The sequence below is a fragment of the Actinoplanes regularis genome, from assembly GCF_900188005.1.
Lineage (GTDB): Bacteria > Actinomycetota > Actinomycetes > Mycobacteriales > Micromonosporaceae > Actinoplanes > Actinoplanes regularis.
Map to the genome: position 1 here is coordinate 402,232 of NZ_FZNR01000003.1, position 17,937 is coordinate 420,168.

At 69.4% G+C, this 17,937-nt stretch carries 19 protein-coding genes, 1 tRNA gene and 1 pseudogene; 11 read left to right on the forward strand and 10 right to left on the reverse strand.

Going from position 1 to position 17,937, the window contains the following annotated elements; translation table 11 throughout:
• Position 1 precedes the first annotated feature (1 nt).
• The 5 genes from CHC09_RS11440 (at position 2) to CHC09_RS11460 (ending at position 3,759) form a co-directional block, all read left to right on the forward strand.
• On the forward strand, positions 2 to 565 hold the full coding sequence (locus CHC09_RS11440; protein ID WP_089292997.1) for a hypothetical protein: 564 nt from the start codon (positions 2 to 4) through the stop codon (positions 563 to 565).
• A gap of 97 nt (positions 566 to 662) precedes the next feature.
• Entirely contained in the window at positions 663 to 2,033 is a 1,371-nt protein-coding gene (locus CHC09_RS11445; RefSeq protein WP_089292998.1) for an NAD(P)/FAD-dependent oxidoreductase, read from the forward strand.
• Positions 2,034 to 2,087: 54 nt separating this feature from the next.
• Positions 2,088 to 2,170, forward strand: a tRNA-Leu gene (locus CHC09_RS11450).
• Positions 2,171 to 2,406: 236 nt separating this feature from the next.
• Complete coding sequence (locus CHC09_RS11455) at positions 2,407 to 3,258, forward strand: Bax inhibitor-1/YccA family protein (RefSeq protein ID WP_089292999.1); 852 nt, start codon at positions 2,407 to 2,409, stop codon at positions 3,256 to 3,258.
• Between the two features lie 195 nt (positions 3,259 to 3,453).
• On the forward strand, positions 3,454 to 3,759 hold the full coding sequence (locus tag CHC09_RS11460; RefSeq protein ID WP_089293000.1) for a hypothetical protein: 306 nt from the start codon (positions 3,454 to 3,456) through the stop codon (positions 3,757 to 3,759).
• A 21-nt stretch (positions 3,760 to 3,780) separates the two neighbouring features.
• On the opposite strand, the gene CHC09_RS11465 is transcribed toward CHC09_RS11460, so the two are convergent.
• From CHC09_RS11465 to CHC09_RS11480, 4 genes are all read right to left on the reverse strand, one after another.
• Positions 3,781 to 4,248 carry a GNAT family N-acetyltransferase gene (locus CHC09_RS11465; RefSeq protein ID WP_089293001.1) on the reverse strand — a complete coding sequence of 156 codons (468 nt, stop codon included), beginning with the start codon at positions 4,246 to 4,248 and terminating at the stop codon, positions 3,781 to 3,783.
• Positions 4,249 to 4,480: 232 nt separating this feature from the next.
• Entirely contained in the window at positions 4,481 to 5,725 is a 1,245-nt protein-coding gene (locus CHC09_RS11470) for an acetyl-CoA C-acetyltransferase (protein WP_089293002.1), read from the reverse strand.
• A gap of 81 nt (positions 5,726 to 5,806) precedes the next feature.
• The gene (locus CHC09_RS11475; protein WP_089293003.1) at positions 5,807 to 6,595 is read right to left on the reverse strand and encodes an SGNH/GDSL hydrolase family protein; all 789 of its coding nucleotides are present in this window, start codon (positions 6,593 to 6,595) and stop codon (positions 5,807 to 5,809) included.
• Between the two features lie 46 nt (positions 6,596 to 6,641).
• Positions 6,642 to 7,670, reverse strand: coding sequence for an SGNH/GDSL hydrolase family protein (locus CHC09_RS11480; RefSeq protein ID WP_089293004.1), 1,029 nt, complete (start codon positions 7,668 to 7,670; stop codon positions 6,642 to 6,644).
• Between the two features lie 198 nt (positions 7,671 to 7,868).
• On the opposite strand from CHC09_RS11480, the gene CHC09_RS11485 reads away from it, so the two are divergent.
• The 3 genes from CHC09_RS11485 (at position 7,869) to CHC09_RS11495 (ending at position 10,115) form a co-directional block, all read left to right on the forward strand.
• A complete protein-coding gene (locus CHC09_RS11485; RefSeq protein WP_089293005.1) occupies positions 7,869 to 8,213 on the forward strand; it encodes a YkvA family protein in 345 nt (114 codons plus the stop codon).
• 3 nt (positions 8,214 to 8,216) lie between these two features.
• Positions 8,217 to 9,575, forward strand: a complete 1,359-nt coding sequence (locus tag CHC09_RS11490; RefSeq protein ID WP_089293006.1) for a cystathionine beta-synthase — start codon at positions 8,217 to 8,219, stop codon at positions 9,573 to 9,575.
• Between the two features lie 243 nt (positions 9,576 to 9,818).
• Positions 9,819 to 10,115 (forward strand): hypothetical protein, encoded by a 297-nt coding sequence (locus tag CHC09_RS11495; protein ID WP_089293007.1) that lies wholly within the window; start codon positions 9,819 to 9,821, stop codon positions 10,113 to 10,115.
• Between the two features lie 313 nt (positions 10,116 to 10,428).
• Here the strand turns inward: CHC09_RS11495 and CHC09_RS11500 are convergent, their stop codons facing one another.
• The 4 genes from CHC09_RS11500 to CHC09_RS11515 all read right to left on the reverse strand — a co-directional run bounded on the left by CHC09_RS11500 (position 10,429) and on the right by CHC09_RS11515 (position 14,503).
• A complete protein-coding gene (locus CHC09_RS11500) occupies positions 10,429 to 10,932 on the reverse strand; it encodes a GNAT family N-acetyltransferase (RefSeq protein WP_089293008.1) in 504 nt (167 codons plus the stop codon).
• Between the two features lie 9 nt (positions 10,933 to 10,941).
• Complete coding sequence (locus CHC09_RS11505) at positions 10,942 to 11,835, reverse strand: ribonuclease Z (protein WP_089293009.1); 894 nt, start codon at positions 11,833 to 11,835, stop codon at positions 10,942 to 10,944.
• Positions 11,836 to 12,118: 283 nt separating this feature from the next.
• Complete coding sequence (gene ppk2 / locus CHC09_RS11510; protein WP_089293010.1) at positions 12,119 to 13,072, reverse strand: polyphosphate kinase 2; 954 nt, start codon at positions 13,070 to 13,072, stop codon at positions 12,119 to 12,121.
• A gap of 3 nt (positions 13,073 to 13,075) precedes the next feature.
• The gene (locus CHC09_RS11515) at positions 13,076 to 14,503 is read right to left on the reverse strand and encodes a CYTH and CHAD domain-containing protein (protein ID WP_089293011.1); all 1,428 of its coding nucleotides are present in this window, start codon (positions 14,501 to 14,503) and stop codon (positions 13,076 to 13,078) included.
• 94 nt (positions 14,504 to 14,597) lie between these two features.
• Between CHC09_RS11515 and CHC09_RS46220 the strand changes: the two genes are divergently transcribed.
• On the forward strand, positions 14,598 to 14,765 hold the full coding sequence (locus tag CHC09_RS46220) for a hypothetical protein (RefSeq protein ID WP_179277039.1): 168 nt from the start codon (positions 14,598 to 14,600) through the stop codon (positions 14,763 to 14,765).
• A gap of 95 nt (positions 14,766 to 14,860) precedes the next feature.
• Here the strand turns inward: CHC09_RS46220 and CHC09_RS11520 are convergent, their stop codons facing one another.
• Entirely contained in the window at positions 14,861 to 15,235 is a 375-nt protein-coding gene (locus CHC09_RS11520) for a hypothetical protein (protein ID WP_089293012.1), read from the reverse strand.
• A gap of 207 nt (positions 15,236 to 15,442) precedes the next feature.
• Between CHC09_RS11520 and CHC09_RS11525 the strand changes: the two genes are divergently transcribed.
• Entirely contained in the window at positions 15,443 to 16,057 is a 615-nt protein-coding gene (locus CHC09_RS11525) for a hypothetical protein (RefSeq protein WP_089293013.1), read from the forward strand.
• A 48-nt stretch (positions 16,058 to 16,105) separates the two neighbouring features.
• On the opposite strand, the pseudogene CHC09_RS47505 reads toward CHC09_RS11525, so the two are convergent.
• A pseudogene (locus tag CHC09_RS47505) lies at positions 16,106 to 16,192 on the reverse strand (peptide-methionine (S)-S-oxide reductase MsrA); the annotation flags it as partial.
• A gap of 31 nt (positions 16,193 to 16,223) precedes the next feature.
• Here CHC09_RS47505 and CHC09_RS11530 point away from each other — a divergent pair.
• Positions 16,224 to 17,864 (forward strand): recombinase family protein, encoded by a 1,641-nt coding sequence (locus tag CHC09_RS11530; protein WP_089293014.1) that lies wholly within the window; start codon positions 16,224 to 16,226, stop codon positions 17,862 to 17,864.
• Positions 17,865 to 17,937 lie beyond the last annotated feature (73 nt).

Genomic DNA, 17,937 nt, shown 5'->3' on the forward strand with positions numbered 1-17,937 from the left:
CGTGCTGAACGACCTGCTCCGGCGGATCGGCCGGATACCCACCGCGATCCGGCGCGCCACCGTCGTGCCGACGCTGGTCCGCTGCGGCATCGCACTGTGCGGCGTCCTCGCCGTGGCGGTGTCCTGGCCCACCGAGCTGCTCGCGAGCCAGTTCGTCGTGCTCCTGGTGGTGATCGCGGTCTGGCCGGCGGTCGCCCCGCGTGGCCGGGCCGCGACCTTCGCCGCGCTGGTCGTGGTGACCGGCTGGATCCTCGACACCGCCGGTTTCGACTCCCGGATCGCGCTGTGGCGGGTGCTCGCCATCGCCACGTTGCTCTACCTGGGGCACACCCTGACCGCCCTGGCCGCCGTTCTCCCTTACGACGCCGTGGTCAACCTCGACGTGCCCGGGCTCTGGCTGGGCCGTGCGCTGATCGTCGTCCTGGTCTCCGCGGTGTTGACCGTGTTGGCCCTGGGGCTCACGGCCGACCTCGGGGGCGGTGCGTTCCAATTGGCCACCTTGGCGGGATTGGCTGCTGCGATCGGTGTGACGATGCTTTTGGTCCGCCTTACCAGGCGAACCTGAATTTCGGGGAGTTTCTGTGGCTTTCGACACTTGACTTTCAAGGTTGCGATGGTCACAGAACGACGCACGAACTGGCCCCGCGCGGGAGAATGAGGGCGTGAATCCGCCGCGCATAGTCGTCGTAGGAGCAGGTCACGTCGGGCTTTACACGGCCCTGCGCCTCTCCAAGAAGCTGAACCGGAACCACGCCGAGGTCGTTGTCATCGACCCCGTGCCGCACATGACCTATCAGCCGTTCCTGCCCGAGGCAGCGGCCGGTAGCATCTCGCCGCGCCACGCCGTTGTGCCGCTGCGCCGTGAGCTGAAGAAGTGCCGCATCGTTTCCGGTGAGGTCACCAAGGTCGAGCACGCCAGCAAGACCGTGACCATTCAGCCGATCGACGGCCCCGCGTACGACATGGCCTACGACCACATCATCGTGGCGCCCGGCTCGGTCTCGCGGACCCTGCCGATCCCCGGCCTCAGCGAGATCGGCATCGGCCTCAAGACCATCGGTGAGGCCATCTACCTGCGCAACCACATCCTCGACCGGCTCGACGTCGCCGCCGTGACGCCGGACCCCGAGGTGCGCAAGGCGTCGCTCAACTTCGTCTTCGTCGGCGGTGGCTTCGCCGGCATCGAGGCGCTCGCCGAGATGCAGGACGTGGTCGCGGACGCGCTGAAGTACTACCCGGAGCTGGACCCCAAGGAGGTCCACTTCATCCTGGTCGAGGCGACCAACCGGATCCTGCCCGAGGTCGGCCCGCAGATGGGCGCGTACGCCGCCCGCCAACTCGCCGCCCGCGGCATCGACCTGCGCCTGGACACCTTCCTCAACTCCTGTGTCGACGGCCTGATCGAGCTCTCCGACGGTGACTCGTTCCGTGCGGAGACGCTGGTCTGGACGGCCGGCGTCAAGCCGTCGCCGATGCTCCAGCAGACCGACCTGCCGCTCGGCCCGCGCGGGCACGTCAACTGCCTGCCGACCCTGCAGGTCGCGACGCTGGACGGCGAGGTGCTCGAGGGCGCCTGGTCCGCCGGTGACTGCGCGCAGGTCCCCGACCTGACCAACCCGGGCGGCTGGTGCTCCCCGAGCGCCCAGCACGCGGTCCGGCAGGCCAAGGTGCTCGCCGACAACATCCGCCAGGTCGTCCTGGGCGGTGCCCCGAAGGAGTACCGCCACAAGCACGTCGGCGGTGTCGCGGGCCTCGGCATCAACAAGGGTGTCGCGTACGTCTACGGCATCAAGGTCAAGGGCTACCCGGCGTGGCTGATGCACCGGTTCTACCACGTGAGCCGGATCCCGTCGTTCAACCGCAAGATCCGTGTGGCCGCCGACTGGGTGCTGGCCTTCGTGCTCAAGCGGGAGACCGTGGCGCTCGGCCAGCTGCACCGTCCGCGTGAGGAGTTCCTCGAGGTCACCCCGCCGGTCGCGCCGAAGCCCAAGGCGGAGAAGGTCGAGGACAAGGTCACCTCCGGCTCGCGCTGACGGTAAGGCCGTATCCCATCGCCCGGGCGGCACCAGCTACGGTGTTCGCAGGCCGCCCGGGTGGTGGAATGGCAGACACGGCCGCCTTAAAAGCGGCTGCCCTCACGGGCGTGCGGGTTCGAGACCCGCCCCGGGCACAGTTTTGGCGAAGCGGCCGCGACGATCCGTCGCGGCCGCTTCGCTTTTCTGTCTTCGCTTTTGTTCGCGTTCAGGCGGATTGAGATCATCCGTGTAGCACTGGACAGCAGCGTTTGCCCATGACACATGTCATTTTCAGCCTGCTCACAGCTTCGAAGGGCGGCAGTCCGAGCGCACAGCGCTTACCCTGGAGCGACAGGCATTCGTTGTGCCGAACCAAGGGAGGCTGGACACAGTGAAGACTTCTAACCCGGTGCTCTCGCGCCTCGGCCAGGCGGCCGAGCGAGAGCGGACGGCCGGGTACGGGCCATACGGGCCGACCGGCCAGGCGGGTTACGGTCAGCCGGGTTACGGCGCACCCGGATACGGTCAGCCGTATCCGACGGCGCAGGGCTACCCCGCCGCTCCGCCCGCCGTTCAGCCGATGACCATCGATGACGTCGTCGTCAAGACGGTCACCCTCCTCGGCATCACCGGCATCTCCGCGATCGCCGCGTGGAACCTCATTCCGCTGGACCTGACCGTCGGCGCCTGGATCGGCGCCGCGATGGTCGGCCTGGTGCTCGGCATGGTCATCTCCTTCATGCGGATCGCCAATCCGGCCCTCGTGCTCACGTACGCGGTTGTCGAGGGTGTCTTCGTCGGCATGGTCAGCAAGGCCTACCAGGACATCTTCGGATTCGAAGGCATCGTCCTACAGGCGGTGGTCGCCACCTTCGGCGTCTTCTTCCTGATGGCGGCGCTCTATCGAGCGCGGGTCATCCGGGCCAGCGCGAAATTCCAGCGGATCATGATCGCCACCATCGGCGGTCTCTTCATGGTCATGCTGATCAACTTCGTGCTGGCGCTGTTCGGCATCAACACCGGACTGCGCGACAACGGCCCGCTCGGCTACATCTTCAGCCTGGTCTGCATCGTGGTCGCCGCGCTCAGCTTCATCCTCAACTTCAACGAGATCGAGGAGGGCGTGCGCCTGGGACTCCCGCGCAAGTACTCCTGGACCGCTGCCTTCGGCATCCTGGTCGGCTTGGTCTGGCTCTACATCGAGATCCTGCGCCTGCTGAGCTACCTGCAAGGCGACGACTGACGGTTCGTCAGCCGTCATCCGCAGCGCCCGGCCCGCCTCCCCGCGGTCCGGGCGTTGCCCCCCGCTTCACCAGATGCCCGGACCGCTCCCGCGGTCCGGGCGTTGTGCTTGCATCGGCCGGCGTGTGGCCTGCTGCCGCGCTGAAGATCCGCTGGGCCTGCGTGACGTTGTGGAAGTGGCGGGTAGGCTCGCCGGATGTCCGACTTCGCGACGTCCGTCGAGCGGTTGCTCACCCAGGTTCGGCACTGGGAGGAGGGACGCTGGAAGGCGAGCGTCGGCGCCGGGACAAAAGGCGATCTTGTGTTCGGCCTGGTGCAACGGCTCGCCGACCTGGGCGCCGAGGCGGAGAGTCGTGCCGCGCGTGAGGTTCCGCGCACGCATGACCTGGTGCTGCCTGACCAATTGCGGGTCGTCGCCGACGACATCATCGCCGCCGACCCCGCCGAGGAACTGCTCGCTCGCGCCACCAGCGCGGTTGATGATCTGCGCTCCACCATCTGACCGCTGACCGGCGGTGGCGGGTCAGGGCTGAGCGAGCAACGGCAGGCTGAGACTGGTGAGACCGTCGACGGGGCGGAAGCCGGCCGCTGAGTAGAGCGCCAACGCCGGAAAGTTGTCCAATTCGGTCTGGAGCGAGACACGTAACGCACCTGCGGCCCGAGCCTCGGTGGTGACGTGACCGAGCAGGGCCCGGGCAGCACCGGCACCGCGATGGGCGGGCCGGACGAACAGGTCACGGACGAGCCAGAACGTCGCCAGTCGCAGCGAGGCGGGTAGAACCGCGCTGGTGATGAAGCCGACGGCCGGATGGTCGGCGAGCGCTGCCGTGCAGGCCCGGAGCTGCCCGGATCCCAGTTGATCCGCCAGCCAGGCGGCGGTCCGCCCCGGATCGGAGGTCTCCCCGTAGTGCACCCGGTACTCGTCGAACAGGTCTACCAGCGCACTGAATTCCGGCCCGTCGGCATCCACTCGCGTGATCGTCAATCCCATCCGCCAAGCCTGGCCGGGCTGCGGTCGTACCACCAGTGAATAAGTAGCCGGGAGGAGGGCCTGGCGGGGTGCGTGCGGGCCTTCGGGAAGGTTGGGCGAGCGGGGGTGGGGGCCGCGCCTTTGAGGTCCGCCTGGAGGGGGAAGAGCGGGCGGGGTGCGGTGGGCCTTCGGGAAGGCGGGAAGGACGAAGGCCCGGCGGGGTGAGCGCCGGGCCTTCAGAAACGCCAGAAGATCAGCTGAGGCGCTCCATGATCAGGGCCATGCCCTGGCCGCCGCCCACGCACATGGTCTCGAGGCCGATGGACTTGTCGTGCCAGTTCAGGGAGTTGAGCAGGGTGCCGGTGATGCGGGCGCCGGTCATACCGAACGGGTGGCCGATGGCGATCGCGCCGCCGTTCACGTTCAGCTTCTCCAGCGGGATGCCCAGATCCTTGTAGGACGGGATGACCTGGGCCGCGAACGCCTCGTTGATCTCGAACAGGTCGACGTCGTCGACGGTCATGCCGGCCCGCTTGAGGGCCTGCTTGGAGGCCTCGACCGGGCCGAGGCCCATGATCTCGGGGGAGAGCGCGGTGACGCCGGTGGAGACGATCCGGGCGAGCGGGGTGATGCCGAGTTCGCGGGCCTTGGTGTCGCTCATGATGACCACCGCGGCGGCGCCGTCGTTGAGCGGGCAGCAGTTGCCCGCCGTGATCCGGCCGTCCGGGCGGAAGACCGGCTTGAGGCCGGAGACCGCGTCCATCGTCACGCCGGCACGGGGGCCGTCGTCCGTCGACACGACGGTGCCGTCGGGGAGCGTCACCGGGGTGATCTCCCGCTCCCAGAAGCCGTCGGCGATCGCCTTCTCGGCGAGGTTCTGCGACCGTACGCCGAATTCGTCCATCTCCTCGCGGGAGACGTTCTTCAGCTGCGCCAGGTTCTCCGCGGTCTGGCCCATCGAGATGTAGATGTCGGGGGCCAGGCCGTCCTCACGCGGGTCGTGCCAGACCTTGCCGCCCTGGGCGTATTCGGCGGTCCGCGCCTGGGCGGGGGCGAAGTACGGGTTCTCCCAGCCGCCGCCGAGCAGGGCCTGCGCGGCCGAGGGCAGGCCGTCGGAGCTGCCTCGAGCGAACCGGGACACGGTCTCGACCCCGGCCGAGATGAAGATGTCGCCCTCACCGGCCTTGATGGCGTGGAACGCCATCCGGGTGGTCTGCAGCGAGGACGAACAGTATCGGGTGATGGTGGCGCCCGGCAGGCCGTCCAGGCCCAGCTTGGTGGCGACCACGCGGCTCATGTTGAAGCCCTGCTCACCACCGGGCAGACCGCATCCGAGGTAGAGGTCCTCGATGAGGGTGCGGTCGAGCTGGGGCACCTTGTTCAGCGCGGCGTCGACGATGGTGGCGGTGAGGTCGTCGGGGCGCAGGTCCTTCAAGGAGCCCTTGTGCGCGCGGCCGATCGGGGAGCGGGCAGTGGCGACGATGACAGCTTCCGGCATTCACCCAGTTTACTCATCGGTAACATTGTCGGAAGTGTGGATTCGTCACACCGATCCGATCGCCCCGCCCGGATCGGAGTCTCAGACCCCGCTCATGGCGGCGCGGGCCACCGCCGGGTACAGGGCGTGCGCCCAGACCCGGTAGCCGTCGGCGGACGGGTGGAAGCCGTCGTAGCAGAGCGTCCCGGCGTCGGCCCGGAACACCGTGCCGGTCTCCGCGGCCAGGTCGACCACCGCCCCACCGGCCGCGGTCACCACCTTTGCCTGTGCTTTCGCCATCCGGCGACCGAGCGCGCCGGCGATCTGCCGCAGCGGCGGGGCCATCGAGCGCATCGCGCCCAGGTCGGGGCAGGTGCCGACGACCACGCGGACGCCGGCCGAGCGCAGCCGCCGGACCGCCTGGACGAGGTGGCCGGCCGCCTCCTCCGGGGAGCGGAGCGAGGTGGCGTCGTTCGACCCGATCAGGATGACCGCCACGTCCGGCTTGGCGCCGAGCAGCGCCCGCGCCACCTGTGTGGACAGGTCCGACGAGCGGGATCCGGCCACACCGACGCTGGAGAGCAGCACGTGCCGTGGGCCGTTTCCCGGGCCGCCGTCGGCGACGAGCCGGGCCAGTTGGCCGCCGACCGTGTCGGAGAGCCACTCCACCCCGACCCCGACCGCCGCGGAGTCGCCGAGCAGCACGAGCCGCAGCGTCGGGGCGTTCGCCGGGCCCATCGAGGTGCGCAGGGCCAGACCCATGGTGGGTTTGGCGTAGCGGCGGGCGCTGGCGGCCAGGATCTCGCCGGCTAGCAGGGCGGCACCGCCCAGTGCGCCGGCGAACAGGCCCGTAGCCGCGGCCTTGATGAGTCGGTCCGGCAGCCCAGCCATGTCTCGCCTCCCTGCGTCGCGTCGACTTCGATGATCCTTACCCCTCTTACCCTACGGCCCGGATCGCACTCGGCGCGCTGCCCGGCTTCGGCCCATGGCCCAGCGGCCAGCGGCGGGACTCGCCGAACCAGGGATGCCGGCGCAACTGTGCCCACCGGCCACCGGCCCGGAGCGGGCTGACCTCGGTGCCCGGCGCGCGGACCGCCTCATCGGCCGCCTCCGAAAGGGTGCACATCCCCTCGGCGACCGGAACGGCCGGCCGATGGTCCTCGCCGAGGGCGGCCATCACCGTCGGCATCATCACGGCCGCCGCTCGTGCGTACCCCTCGGCGGAGGGGTGGAAACGGTCGGAACCGAACATCCGGGTCGGATCGGCCTCGAACATCGGGCCGAGCAGGTTGCCGAGCGAGACCGTACGCCCGCCGGCCCCGACCACCGCGATGGTCTGCGCGGCGGCCAGCTGCCGGCTCCAGCGCCGGGCCAGCCAGCGCAGCGGTGGCTTGATCGGCTGGATCGCGCCGATGTCCGGGCAGGTGCCGACGACCACCTTGCAGCCGGCGTCGCGCAGCCGGCGGACGGCATCGCCGAGGTGCCGGACGGCGTCGGCCCGGGCCGAGACGTGCGTGACGTCGTTGCCGCCGATCAGGATGATCGCCAGGTCCGGCTCGTGCTCCAGCGCGGTGTCCACCTGCCAGGGCAGGCCGGACGAGACGCAGCCGACCACGGCCAGCCGGTGCAGCCGCACCGGGCGGTGCAGGCGGCGTGAGATCCCGGTGGCGAAGAGCGCGCCGGGGGTTTCCCGGGGCCGGTGCACGCCGTAGCCGGCCGCCGACGAATCGCCGAGGACCACCAGGCTGAGCGGCTTGCCGTGGAATTTCGCGCCGTACACACCGTCGCCGCGGGGCGGGGGCGCCTCGGCAAGTGGGATGATCCGGCGCGCGTCGGCGGCCTGCCGGAGCAGGAGCCCGGCGGACAGGACGGTCACGCCGGCGAGCGCTCCGGTCACCTGGCCGGCGAGCCGGCCGGCCGAGCGGATCCGCTGCCGCTCCTCTGCGGTCAGTGCGCGAAAGTTCATAACGGTGCTGTTCACGTTCTCCCTCGCTGTCGTCCGAAGGGAACCGTCCGGCCCGGTAAGCCCCTCTTCGGTGTTGAGCTGGCCGTCCGGTACGGCCAAGATCGGCACTCGGCGTTGGGATTCGAGGCTAACTCGCGATGGCGAGAGGCAATCATGGCGGGCTCAGGTCATGCTGGAGTTGCGGAAAGGGGAACAGACATGGCCAAAGCTCTGAAACGTACGGCGGCACTCACCGCGCTCGGCAAGGCCCTGACGTCCGGCGCCCGGGGCGGGCCTTCGTTGGGCAAGCGGATCGCGGCACTCCCACGGATGATCAGGGCGACCGCCAAGGGTGAGTACGACGGCGGGATGCGGCTGGCGCTGATGGCGGTCGCCACGGTGTACGTGGTCTCGCCGGTCGACGCCGTGCCAGAGGCGTTCCTCTTCGTCTTCGGCCTGATCGACGACGCGGTCGCGGTGACCTGGCTGGCCGGCTCGGTGCTCAGCGAGACGGAGCGGTTCCTGGAGTGGGAGCGTTCGGTGAAGGTCGTCGGCGTACGCTGAAGCGTGCGCTATTACGACAACGTGGTCGAGATCATCGGCAACACTCCGCTGGTCCGGCTGAACAGCGTGACCGAGGGCATCAGCGCTACCGTGCTGGCCAAGGTCGAGTACATGAATCCCGGCGGTTCGGTCAAGGACCGGATCGCCCTGCGGATGGTCGAGGACGCCGAGGCCGCGGGGCTGCTCAAGCCCGGCGGCACCATCGTCGAGCCGACCAGCGGCAACACCGGGGTCGGTCTGGCCCTGGTGGCGCAGCGGAGGGGCTACAAGTGCGTCTTCGTCTGCCCGGACAAGGTCAGCGAGGACAAGCAGAACGTGCTGCGGGCGTACGGCGCGGAGGTGGTGGTCTGCCCGACGGCGGTGGCGCCCGAGGACCCGCGCTCGTACTACAACGTCTCCGCTCAGCTGACCCGGGATATCCCGGGCGCCTGGAAGCCCGATCAGTACAGCAACCCGGCGAACCCGCGCTCGCACTACGAGCAGACCGGGCCCGAGCTCTGGGAGCAGACCGGCGGGAAGATCACCCACTTCGTCGCGGGGGTCGGCACCGGCGGCACGATCACCGGTGTCGGGCGCTACCTGAAGGAGCGGGGGCCGGTGCGGGTCATCGGCGCCGACCCGGAGGGTTCGGTGTACTCGGGCGGGACCGGGCGGCCCTACCTGGTCGAGGGCGTCGGTGAGGACTTCTGGCCGACGGCGTACGACCCGAAGGTCACCGACGAGGTGATCAAGGTGAGCGACTCGGACTCCTTCGAGATGACCCGCCGGCTGGCCCGCGAGGAGGGCCTGCTGGTCGGCGGCTCGTGCGGGATGGCCGTGGTGGCGGCGCTGGAGGTGGCCCGCAAGGCCGGTCCGGACGACGTGATCGTGGTGCTCCTGCCGGACGGCGGCCGCGGTTACCTCTCGAAGATCTTCAACGACCGGTGGATGGCCCGGTACGGGTTCCTTCGTACGCCGGGCGACGCGCCGACCGTGGCCGACGCGCTCGCCGCCAAGGGCGCCGAGATCCCGCCGCTGGTGCACGTCCACCCCACCGAGACGGTCCGCGACGCGATCGACTACATGCGGGAGTACGGGGTCAGCCAGCTTCCGGTGCTCAAGGCCGAGCCGCCGGTGGTGACCGGCGAGGTGGCCGGCTCGATCTCGGAGAAGGCGCTGCTCGACGCGCTCTTCACCGGGCAGGCCCACCTGCACGACACGATCGAGCGGCACATGACCGAGCCGCTGCCGATGATCGGTGGCGGGGAGTCGGTGAGCGAGGCGGTCGCCCTGCTGGAGAAGGCGGACGCCGCGATGGTCCTGGTCGACGGTAAGCCGGCGGGAGTCTTGACCCGGCAGGACCTCCTGGCCCATCTGTCCTGATCGGAGTTCGGGGCCCGGAGCGCGATGCGCCGGGCCCCGCCAGACCGCACGGCCTGTGTCCCCGTCCAGGTCGATGCCCGTTGATCGTCCGGCGCCGTGCAGCCACCGGCGCAGAGCACTGTGGACATCCGTGGTTACTGATAGTTGCCACAATCGCACACTCAGTCCGACCAGGCGATGGTCCAGTGCGGTTGTATGTGACGTGACGGAGCTATGAGCCACTCCCGGACGAAGGGGTAGGGGATGGTCGACGTCGAAGAGGCGGCCACTGGCGACATCGTGGATCGCCTGCTGTGGCGGGACGCGCAGCAAATGCTCGACCGGCACACGGCGGCCGGTCGGGACGGCAACTGCGTCTGGTGCGGATGGCAGTGGCCGTGCTCGGCCCGCCGGCTGGCGGAGCGAGCCGACGCGGTGTCCCGCCGGCCCTGGCGTGAGGCCTGGACCCTACGGCACGACTTGAACAGCCTGCCGAACGCGATGACCGACCGCGGTCGCGCGGATCGCGGCAACCACAATCATCGGAGGTACGCCGACTGACCCACGGATTTAGACGTGCGACGAGCTTGACCGTCCCCCGGCAAGCCCAGGCTCCCGGCCCGGCGTACGTCTCCCGGCGGTGACGCCGGGGCGCCCCGCCAGCGCTCCGGTATTCCCGCGCCCAAAGCCCGCTTCTGAACCGGACCACGGACCGGCACGCCTCCGCCGGTCCGCGCCTCCGGCCAGGCGCAACCGGTTCGAGCGGGGCGGTTGGCGGGAGCGCGTGACCACAGGTTCCCCCGCATTCACTCGGTCGCGCGTTCCCGTCCAACCAGCGAGCCCGTCCTGTCGGCGGCGGGCCGCCCAGCGCTGATCACAGCGGATGTGTGTAACGCAGCTGCATGACCGGGACGCCGTTGATCGGCTCGAGCCGGGTCTCACCGTCCGCCTTCCAGCCGCCGTTCTCGTAGAACGCGCGCGCGGCCCGGTTGTCACTCAACACCCAGAGGACCGCGCGGTCACCGCCGAAGCCCGGCAGGTCGGCCAGCGCGCGGATCATCAGTTCCCGGCCGACTCCAGTCCCGACCCTGGACGGGTCCACGTGGATGGCGTACAGCTCGACGGCACCGGGGGTCTCGCTCGGGCCGATGTAGCTGAAACCGACCAGCTCGCCGTCCTCCTCGGCGACGGTCATCCGGTGCGTGTCCCGTTCCCAGCGGAAGCGCTCGGCCCACCACTCGCCGAACGACTCGGCCGTCCGAGCCTCCAGAACCTCGAGTGGCAGGAAGCCCGCGTAGGCGGCCACCCGGGAACGCTGGTGCAGAGCGCCGACCCGCACCGGATCGGTCCCGTCGGCGAGGCGTAGCAGAAGGGTCATGATCCGAATCTAACGGCGCGCGGGGAATGGGACGCGCAGCAGATCCTCGGCGATCACGATCGGTCCGTCGAATTCCTTGCGGGCCTCGTCGAGGAAGCGGGACTGGTCCGGGTAGCGCTGCGAGAAGTGGGTCAGGACCAGCTGGCGTACCCCGCACTCGCGCGCCACCGCCGCCGCCTGCCCGGCGGTCAGGTGTCCCACCTGCGCGGCCAGCTCGGCGTCCTCGGCCAGGAAGGTCGACTCGATCACCAGCAGGTCCACGCCCTGGGCCAGGGCGTACACGTTGTCGCACAGGCCGGTGTCCATCACGAACGCCATGCTCTGCCCGTGCCGCACGGTGCTGACCTGCTCCAGCGTGACCGGGCCGAGGCGACCGGCGCGTTGCAGCTCGCCGACGGCCGGCCCGCTGATGCCGTGCGCCGTGAGCAGCTCAGGAAGCATCCGGCGGGAGTCCGGTTCGGTCAGGCGGTAGCCGTACGTCTCGATCGAATGCCGGAGGGGGAGCGCCGTGAGGCGCCCGGCGGACGTCTCGGTGACGAACGCCGCGCCCACCGGGGACGGCACGATGTCGGCGTTGTCCCAGTAGCTGGTGGCGTACCGGAGCCGGTCGTAGAACTCCTGGCCGCCGGCCGGGTAGTGGACGGCGACCGGGTGCGGCACCCGGTCGAGCGAGACGCGTTGCAGGATGCCGGGCAGGCCGAGGCTGTGGTCGCCGTGGAAGTGCGTGACGCAGATCCGTTTGATCGGGGTGATCGGGAGGCCGGCCAGCAGCAGCTGACGCTGGGTGCCCTCACCCGGGTCGAAGAGGATCACCTCGTCGTCGAAGCGCAGCAGATAGCCGTTGTGGTTGCGGTGCCGGGTCGGCACCTGGCTCGCGGTGCCCAGCACGACGAGTTCACGCATCGGAACACCTTCCGGATATGAAGCGACCCCCGGGGACTTCCACGCCGCGCGAACGCGAAAGTGGTCCGGTCGGACTAGGCCGGATCCCCAGGGGTCGGGTGGCTGCCTGATACTCGCCGGGCCGCTGCCACACGGTCTCGACGCTGAACAAAGCTGTCAAGGACAGCGGCTAGCGGACAGCCACCTCACGAGTCCCGTTGCTATACAACTTCGGACCACCTCCTCTCACGTGTACGGCCACGTTAACCACCCGTCGCCGAGCGCGCCAACGGTTTTGAATCACTTACAGGCGCGGGAATACGTGCGGGGACTCGTCGGTGTTCTCGACCACGAGAGAGGCGGCGCCGACGACCTGCGAGTCGGGTACCCCGACCAGGTTCTCGTCCTTGCCGGCGTAGTCGAAGCGGTGCAGGACGTGCCGCATCGCCTCCAGCCGGGCCCGCTTCTTGTCGTTGCTCTTCACCACGGTCCACGGCGCGTCGGCGGTGTCGGTGTAGAAGAACATCGCCTCCTTGGCCTCGGTGTAGTCGTCCCACTTGTCCAGCGACTCGAGGTCCATGGGGGAGAGCTTCCACTGCCGGACCGGGTCGACCTGCCGGATCGCGAAGCGGGTGTGCTGCTCCTTCTGGGTCACCGAGAACCAGAACTTGACCAGGTTGATGCCGGAGAGGACGAGCATCCGCTCGAGTTCGGGCGTCTGCCGGAGGAACTCCAGGTACTCCTGGCGGGTGCAGAAGCCCATCACCCGTTCGACGCCGGCCCGGTTGTACCAGGACCGGTCGAAGAGCACGATCTCACCGGCGGACGGCAGGTGCTTGATGTACCGCTGGTAGTACCACTGGGTGCTCTCCCGCTGGTTCGGTTTCTCCAGCGCCACCACGGACGCGCCGCGCGGGTTCAGATGCTCCATGAAGCGCTTGATGGTGCCGCCCTTGCCGGCCGCGTCCCGGCCCTCGAAGAGGATCACCAGTCGCTCGCCCGTCTCCTTGCACCAGTTCTGCAGCTTCAGCAGCTCGATCTGGAGCAGACGCTTGTGGTGGTCGTACTCGGCGCGCGACAGCCGCTCGTCGTAGGGATAGTCCTCCCGCCAGGTGTCGACCGGGCTGCCGTCCGCGTTCAGCAGGCGTGGATCGTCGTCCTCGTCGTCCACCACCCGGTATCCGGTCAGTTCCGCGATCGGCCCCGCGTACGGCAGTGTGATCGCCTCCGCGTACTGCGACTCCGTCTCAGTGCTCATGTCTCACGCCTTTACAAGCCAGCGCCGAACTCTCTTCCGCCGGGACGCCCGCACCAACGCGGGGACCGCGACGAGAGTCTCCTTACCCACTGCTTCCTGTCGGCCGTAGAGGACGCCGAAGTAGAAACTGTCCGGCCCGATCTCGTGCAGGGTCTCCCTGGCGATGGACGAGTCCTGGTGCGCGCCCAGCCCGTCCTGAAGGTCGGTGAGCGCTCTGACCAGCCGTTTGGCGGGTTTCCCGGCCTCGGGGGCGATCAGCTCGACCGCGTACCGCGCCTGCTTGTACCGCTTGCGGGCGGCGTGCAGTTCCTCATCGACGCCGCCGGCGATCGCGGCGTCCAGCTCGCCGTCCGCCTTGGCCAGCACCTTGCGGGCGCGCTCGGCCGGGTCGTCGTCGTCCGGCAGCGGGCGGTCGACCAGCGCGTCGATCCGGTCCAGCAGGTCCAGGTAACGGTCCGAGTCGAGAGCGGCGGTCAGCTCCTCGCGGCCTTGCGCCACCCGCTGCTCCAGAACGGTCCGGATCCGCTCCGCGGCGGGCTGGAAGTCGGGGCCGGCGTCCTCGACACCGGAGAGCAGTTTCGCCTCCAGCACCTGCGGGTCACGGACCGCGCCCAGCACGGCGGCCAGCCAGCGGAGCTCGTCGCCGAGCTCGGCCGTCTCCCGCTCGGGGAACCAGCGCCGGAAGCTCTTCAGGGTGCTGCGCAGCCGCCGGGTGGCGACGCGCATCTTGTGCACCGGCTCCTCCGCGCCGCGGCGGGCGGCGGGATCGTGCTCCAGGATCGCGTCGCGCTGCTCCCGGGCGTACCGGGAAACGGGGTTGACGCTGTCCTGGCCCGGTTCCGACCCGAGCCGGCCGGCCAGGGCCCGGGCCACCTTGGAGGGGCCCGCTGCCAGGCTCGCACCGGCCTCGAGAAGCAGTTTCTCGACGGCGGCGAGCACTCGCACGTCGCCGTCGACGAGCTCCACCTCGATCTCCTGCCAGGCGCTGTGGTCGTCGCCGGACTCGGCGCGGACCCGATCCTGCGCGACCAGCGCCAGGGTGCGGCCCTTGGCGTCGCGCAGCGGGGTCTCCACCCGGTGCGTGCGCAGCCGGGCCACCGGCGCCAGTGGGCGGCGCCGGACGATGCCGCGCACCAGGGCGTGCAGCTCGTCGGGAACCTCGTCGCCGGCGCCGGACATCCGGTGCTCCTTGCGGCCGTCGCCGTCACCCGGGGTCTTCAGGTGCCAGCCGGCGTCGTGCCCGCCGGATCGTCGCCGCAGCGTCCGGCGATTCTTCATCAACCGGAGGTCTTCGGTGTCGAAGTACGTGGCGTCGAGATCATGTGTCTCGGCGGTGTCGACCTTGGCGATGCCCGCTGCACCGGTCAGGTCCGGAAGCTCGAAGGACTCGGGGACGTCGTACTTGCGCTCGGTCTCGGTCGCGGTCTCCACGCGATCAATGGTGCCCGGTCGGAGCGTTTTGGCACAGCGATCGCTCAGGATCCGCTGGCATCGTAAAGAATCGCCTCGGTCTTAGGAGTGGTTCATGGAAAGTTCGGATCTTCGCCAGGTCTCGCTCGCCGGCCTTCGTCTGATCGGTGCGGGCGCGGTGCTCGGGCTGGCGCTCGCGGCGCCGGCGAGCCCGGCGCAGGCGGCGCCGCGGCCGGATGCCGCCCCGGTGGCCGAGCACGACACGCCCAAATCCGAGCGTTAGGCCGCTTCTTCCGCCTTTGTTTTTCCTTGCTCCGCCCGGTTCGCTCGGGCGCGGCGCCGCACGATTTCCGCTTTTTCGGTACGCCGTTTCCGCGCTCAGATTCGAGCCGCGTCGCGACTGCGCAGATAGAGCGCGCGTGAATAACTCGCCGACGCCGCGCCGTAATACATCTGCGCGAGCGTGACGTAGAAGTTGTTGGCGCTGATCGCGTTCTTCGCGGTCGCCGTCGCCGCCCAGCGGATCTCCGCGTCGGTCTCGCTGATGCCCCGGTGCTTGCAGTACACCCGGTTCATCTCCTTGCCGACCTTCCAGGTCTCCATGGCGGTCTCGGCCTCGCGCATCATGGCCCGAGCCTGTTCCATCATGGCCTCGGCGTGCGCCCAGGCGTGGTGTTCATCGGGGTTTCCGTGGCGCTCTCCGTCGTCCCGGTTACCGGAATATCGCGCCTCGTTCGTAGAGCTCGGTGACATGATCCACCTCCCGCGTGTCTCACTTTTCGAGTGTGGGCGGGATTTCGTAACATGTCGATTCTTTACCCCCGACGGCGTGAATGCTCGACGTGGACTCACGCTGAAAATGGTCGCCGGCGCTGTTACCCGAAACGTGGTGAACCGGCCGTGTGCGGCCCGGTTCCAGCCCTCCGGTGATGCACCGACCCCATCGACGAAAATGATCGGATGCTGGAGGAGTTGCGAAGCAGGGTCGAGCGTTGCCGCGCCGCGGCGGCCGAGTCGGATCTGGCGGTCGAGATCGGGCCGCCGCTCGCGTTGCCGGAGGCGCCCGCGGACGCGCCGCCGGCCGCCGTGGCGGCGTTCCGGCTGTTCGAGTCGGCCGGCGGCCCGCTCTTCCGGTTCGAGTGCCCCGACGAGCTGCGCTCGATCGAGGGGTGGCGGGCGCGGCCCGACGTCGAGATGCTCCTGCCGATGCCGATCGATCTCGGCTGGGAGATGTGGTCGTGGCAGTCGTTGACGAGGGGCCGTCTCGGCGTGCGCGGCGGCGAGGGCATCTCTCTCGACCCGGTCACGGGCGACGTGTACTACGTCGAAGACTGGGCGTGGTTCCAGCGGAACATCGACTGGGAGGTCGTGAAGGAGATCCACCACCCGATCGCGCCGGACGCGGTGACCTTCTTCGCCGACTGGGTCTTCGGGCCGCGCTATCCGGAGCTGGTCTCCCTCGTGCTCGGCCCCGGCCTGCTGGAGCACCGCATCCGCAAGGGCCGGAACAAGGGCGAACTCACCGACGCCTGGCTGCGCCTGCTGCAGCGGGCAGAGCTTCTCCAGGACCGGTGACCGGTAGCGGCGAACGTGTGGCCGCCGGCGTGGCCGGCGGCCGGACGGTCAGCTCTCGTCGGGGACCTGGGCGACGCCGACCGGGCAGGTCAGGCCGTTCGGGCCGTGGTTGCAGTAGCCGTTGGGGTTCTTAGATCCTGACGACCGGTGTTGTACTGTCCGCCGCATGACCACCGCACTTCCCGCCATCTATGTCCGGCAGTCCAGTGCGCGCCGGAACAAGTCCGAAGCCAGCCCAGAGACCCAGCGCGCCGCGACGGTGGAGCGCGCCACCCACGACCACCCGGGCTCCGAGATCTTGCGGTACGAGGACATCGGCAAGAGTGGCTACGACACGGAGATCATCCGGCCCGACTATGACCGGCTGATCGCGGACATCAAGGCTGGCCGGATCACGCACGTCTACGTCTACTACGTCTCGCGGCTGACCCGGCAGGACCCGAAGCAGGCGCTCCACGAGTTGCTGCCTTTGCTCGTCAACGGTCTGACGATCATCTCGACCACCGAGGGCACCTTCGGCCCGGACAACACGATGGATCTCATCCACCTGTTGCTCCGACTAGACGCGGCCCACAACGAGAGCGCCAACAAGTCGAAGGCAGTCCGAGGCGCGAAAGCGCTCGCCCGCGCCGCCGGTGGCCATCTCGGGGGAGTTCCGTATGGCTTCACCACCGTAGAAAGGATCGAGCGGACTCCGGACGGAGCCCCAGTGGCCATCCGGGCTCTCGTGGTCGAGCCAACCGAGGCCCATTACCTACGGTTTGCGGCGCGTGCTGTCCGTTGGAATCACGCCGTCCACGCCGTTGCGCGGTACTTCGAGCGCCGGGGCGTACCGACCCGTGGTGCAACCGTGGGCCGGAGCCGCATCGACTCGGGATGGTCGGATCGGTCACTTGGCTTGCGCCTACGTGACCCGCGTATCGCTGGCCTGCCTGCCGTCGTGATCACGGACGCGAAGGGCAACACGACCGGATACGCCCTGGCCAGCGGGGTACCCGGCGAGCGGTCCCTCCCGGCTCCCGATCGAGCCATCATCACGACTGATGAATTCTGGGCTCTTCAGACCGCGCTCAACAGGCGAGCGGGCGCGCCCCGACGACCCAGCGACACGCCTTCGCTGCTCTCCGGCCTCGGCATCCTGTTCTGCGAGTGCAAGCGGCCGAAGAAGGCCCGGCGATTCAATGCTTCACCTACTCGCAACTCCTACCAGTGCAGTGCGCCCGCAGGGCGGCACTCTTGCACGATTTCTATGGCGACGCTTGACGCCTACGTCCGATTCCGTATCGGGCGACTGATCGACAGCTTCGATCCGGATAACCCGGATGATGCCGAGGTTGGAGCCATCCTCGCGGAGGCCACACGCCGGTACGCCGTGGCGCACGCCGACCCGGCAACCGCCGCCCAGCGCGCCACGGTGGCCGCTGAACTCGTCGATGCGACCACCACGCTGAACCGGCTCGGGGAGACTCTGGCGACCGCCAAGGGTGCCGCCGCCCTGGTGGTGGAGCGTCAGGTGACCACGACGGGTGCCCGAGTCGACGAACTCACCGCGTCGTTGGCCGCGCTGAACGAGGCGATGACGCCCACCATTCCCCTGACCGGGTGGACCTCTAGCGAGCACGGCGACGAGGGCTCCTGGTGGGACTCCGCACCGATCGAGGAGCGCCGCGAGTTCGTCGGATTGTTCATAGACCGGCTGACCGTTCGTCGCGCCGCCGCGAAGGGCGGACGGCCGACCCGCTCGGACCCGTGGGGTGCCGTCGCTCCGCGTGTCGAGATCGACTGGGCCAAGGCCCCCTCGAACTGACCAGAACGAGCCCGATAAGCAGGCCCCGGCCGAGCGATTCCGCCGCCGACCGAGGCCCTAACGGAACACTGGA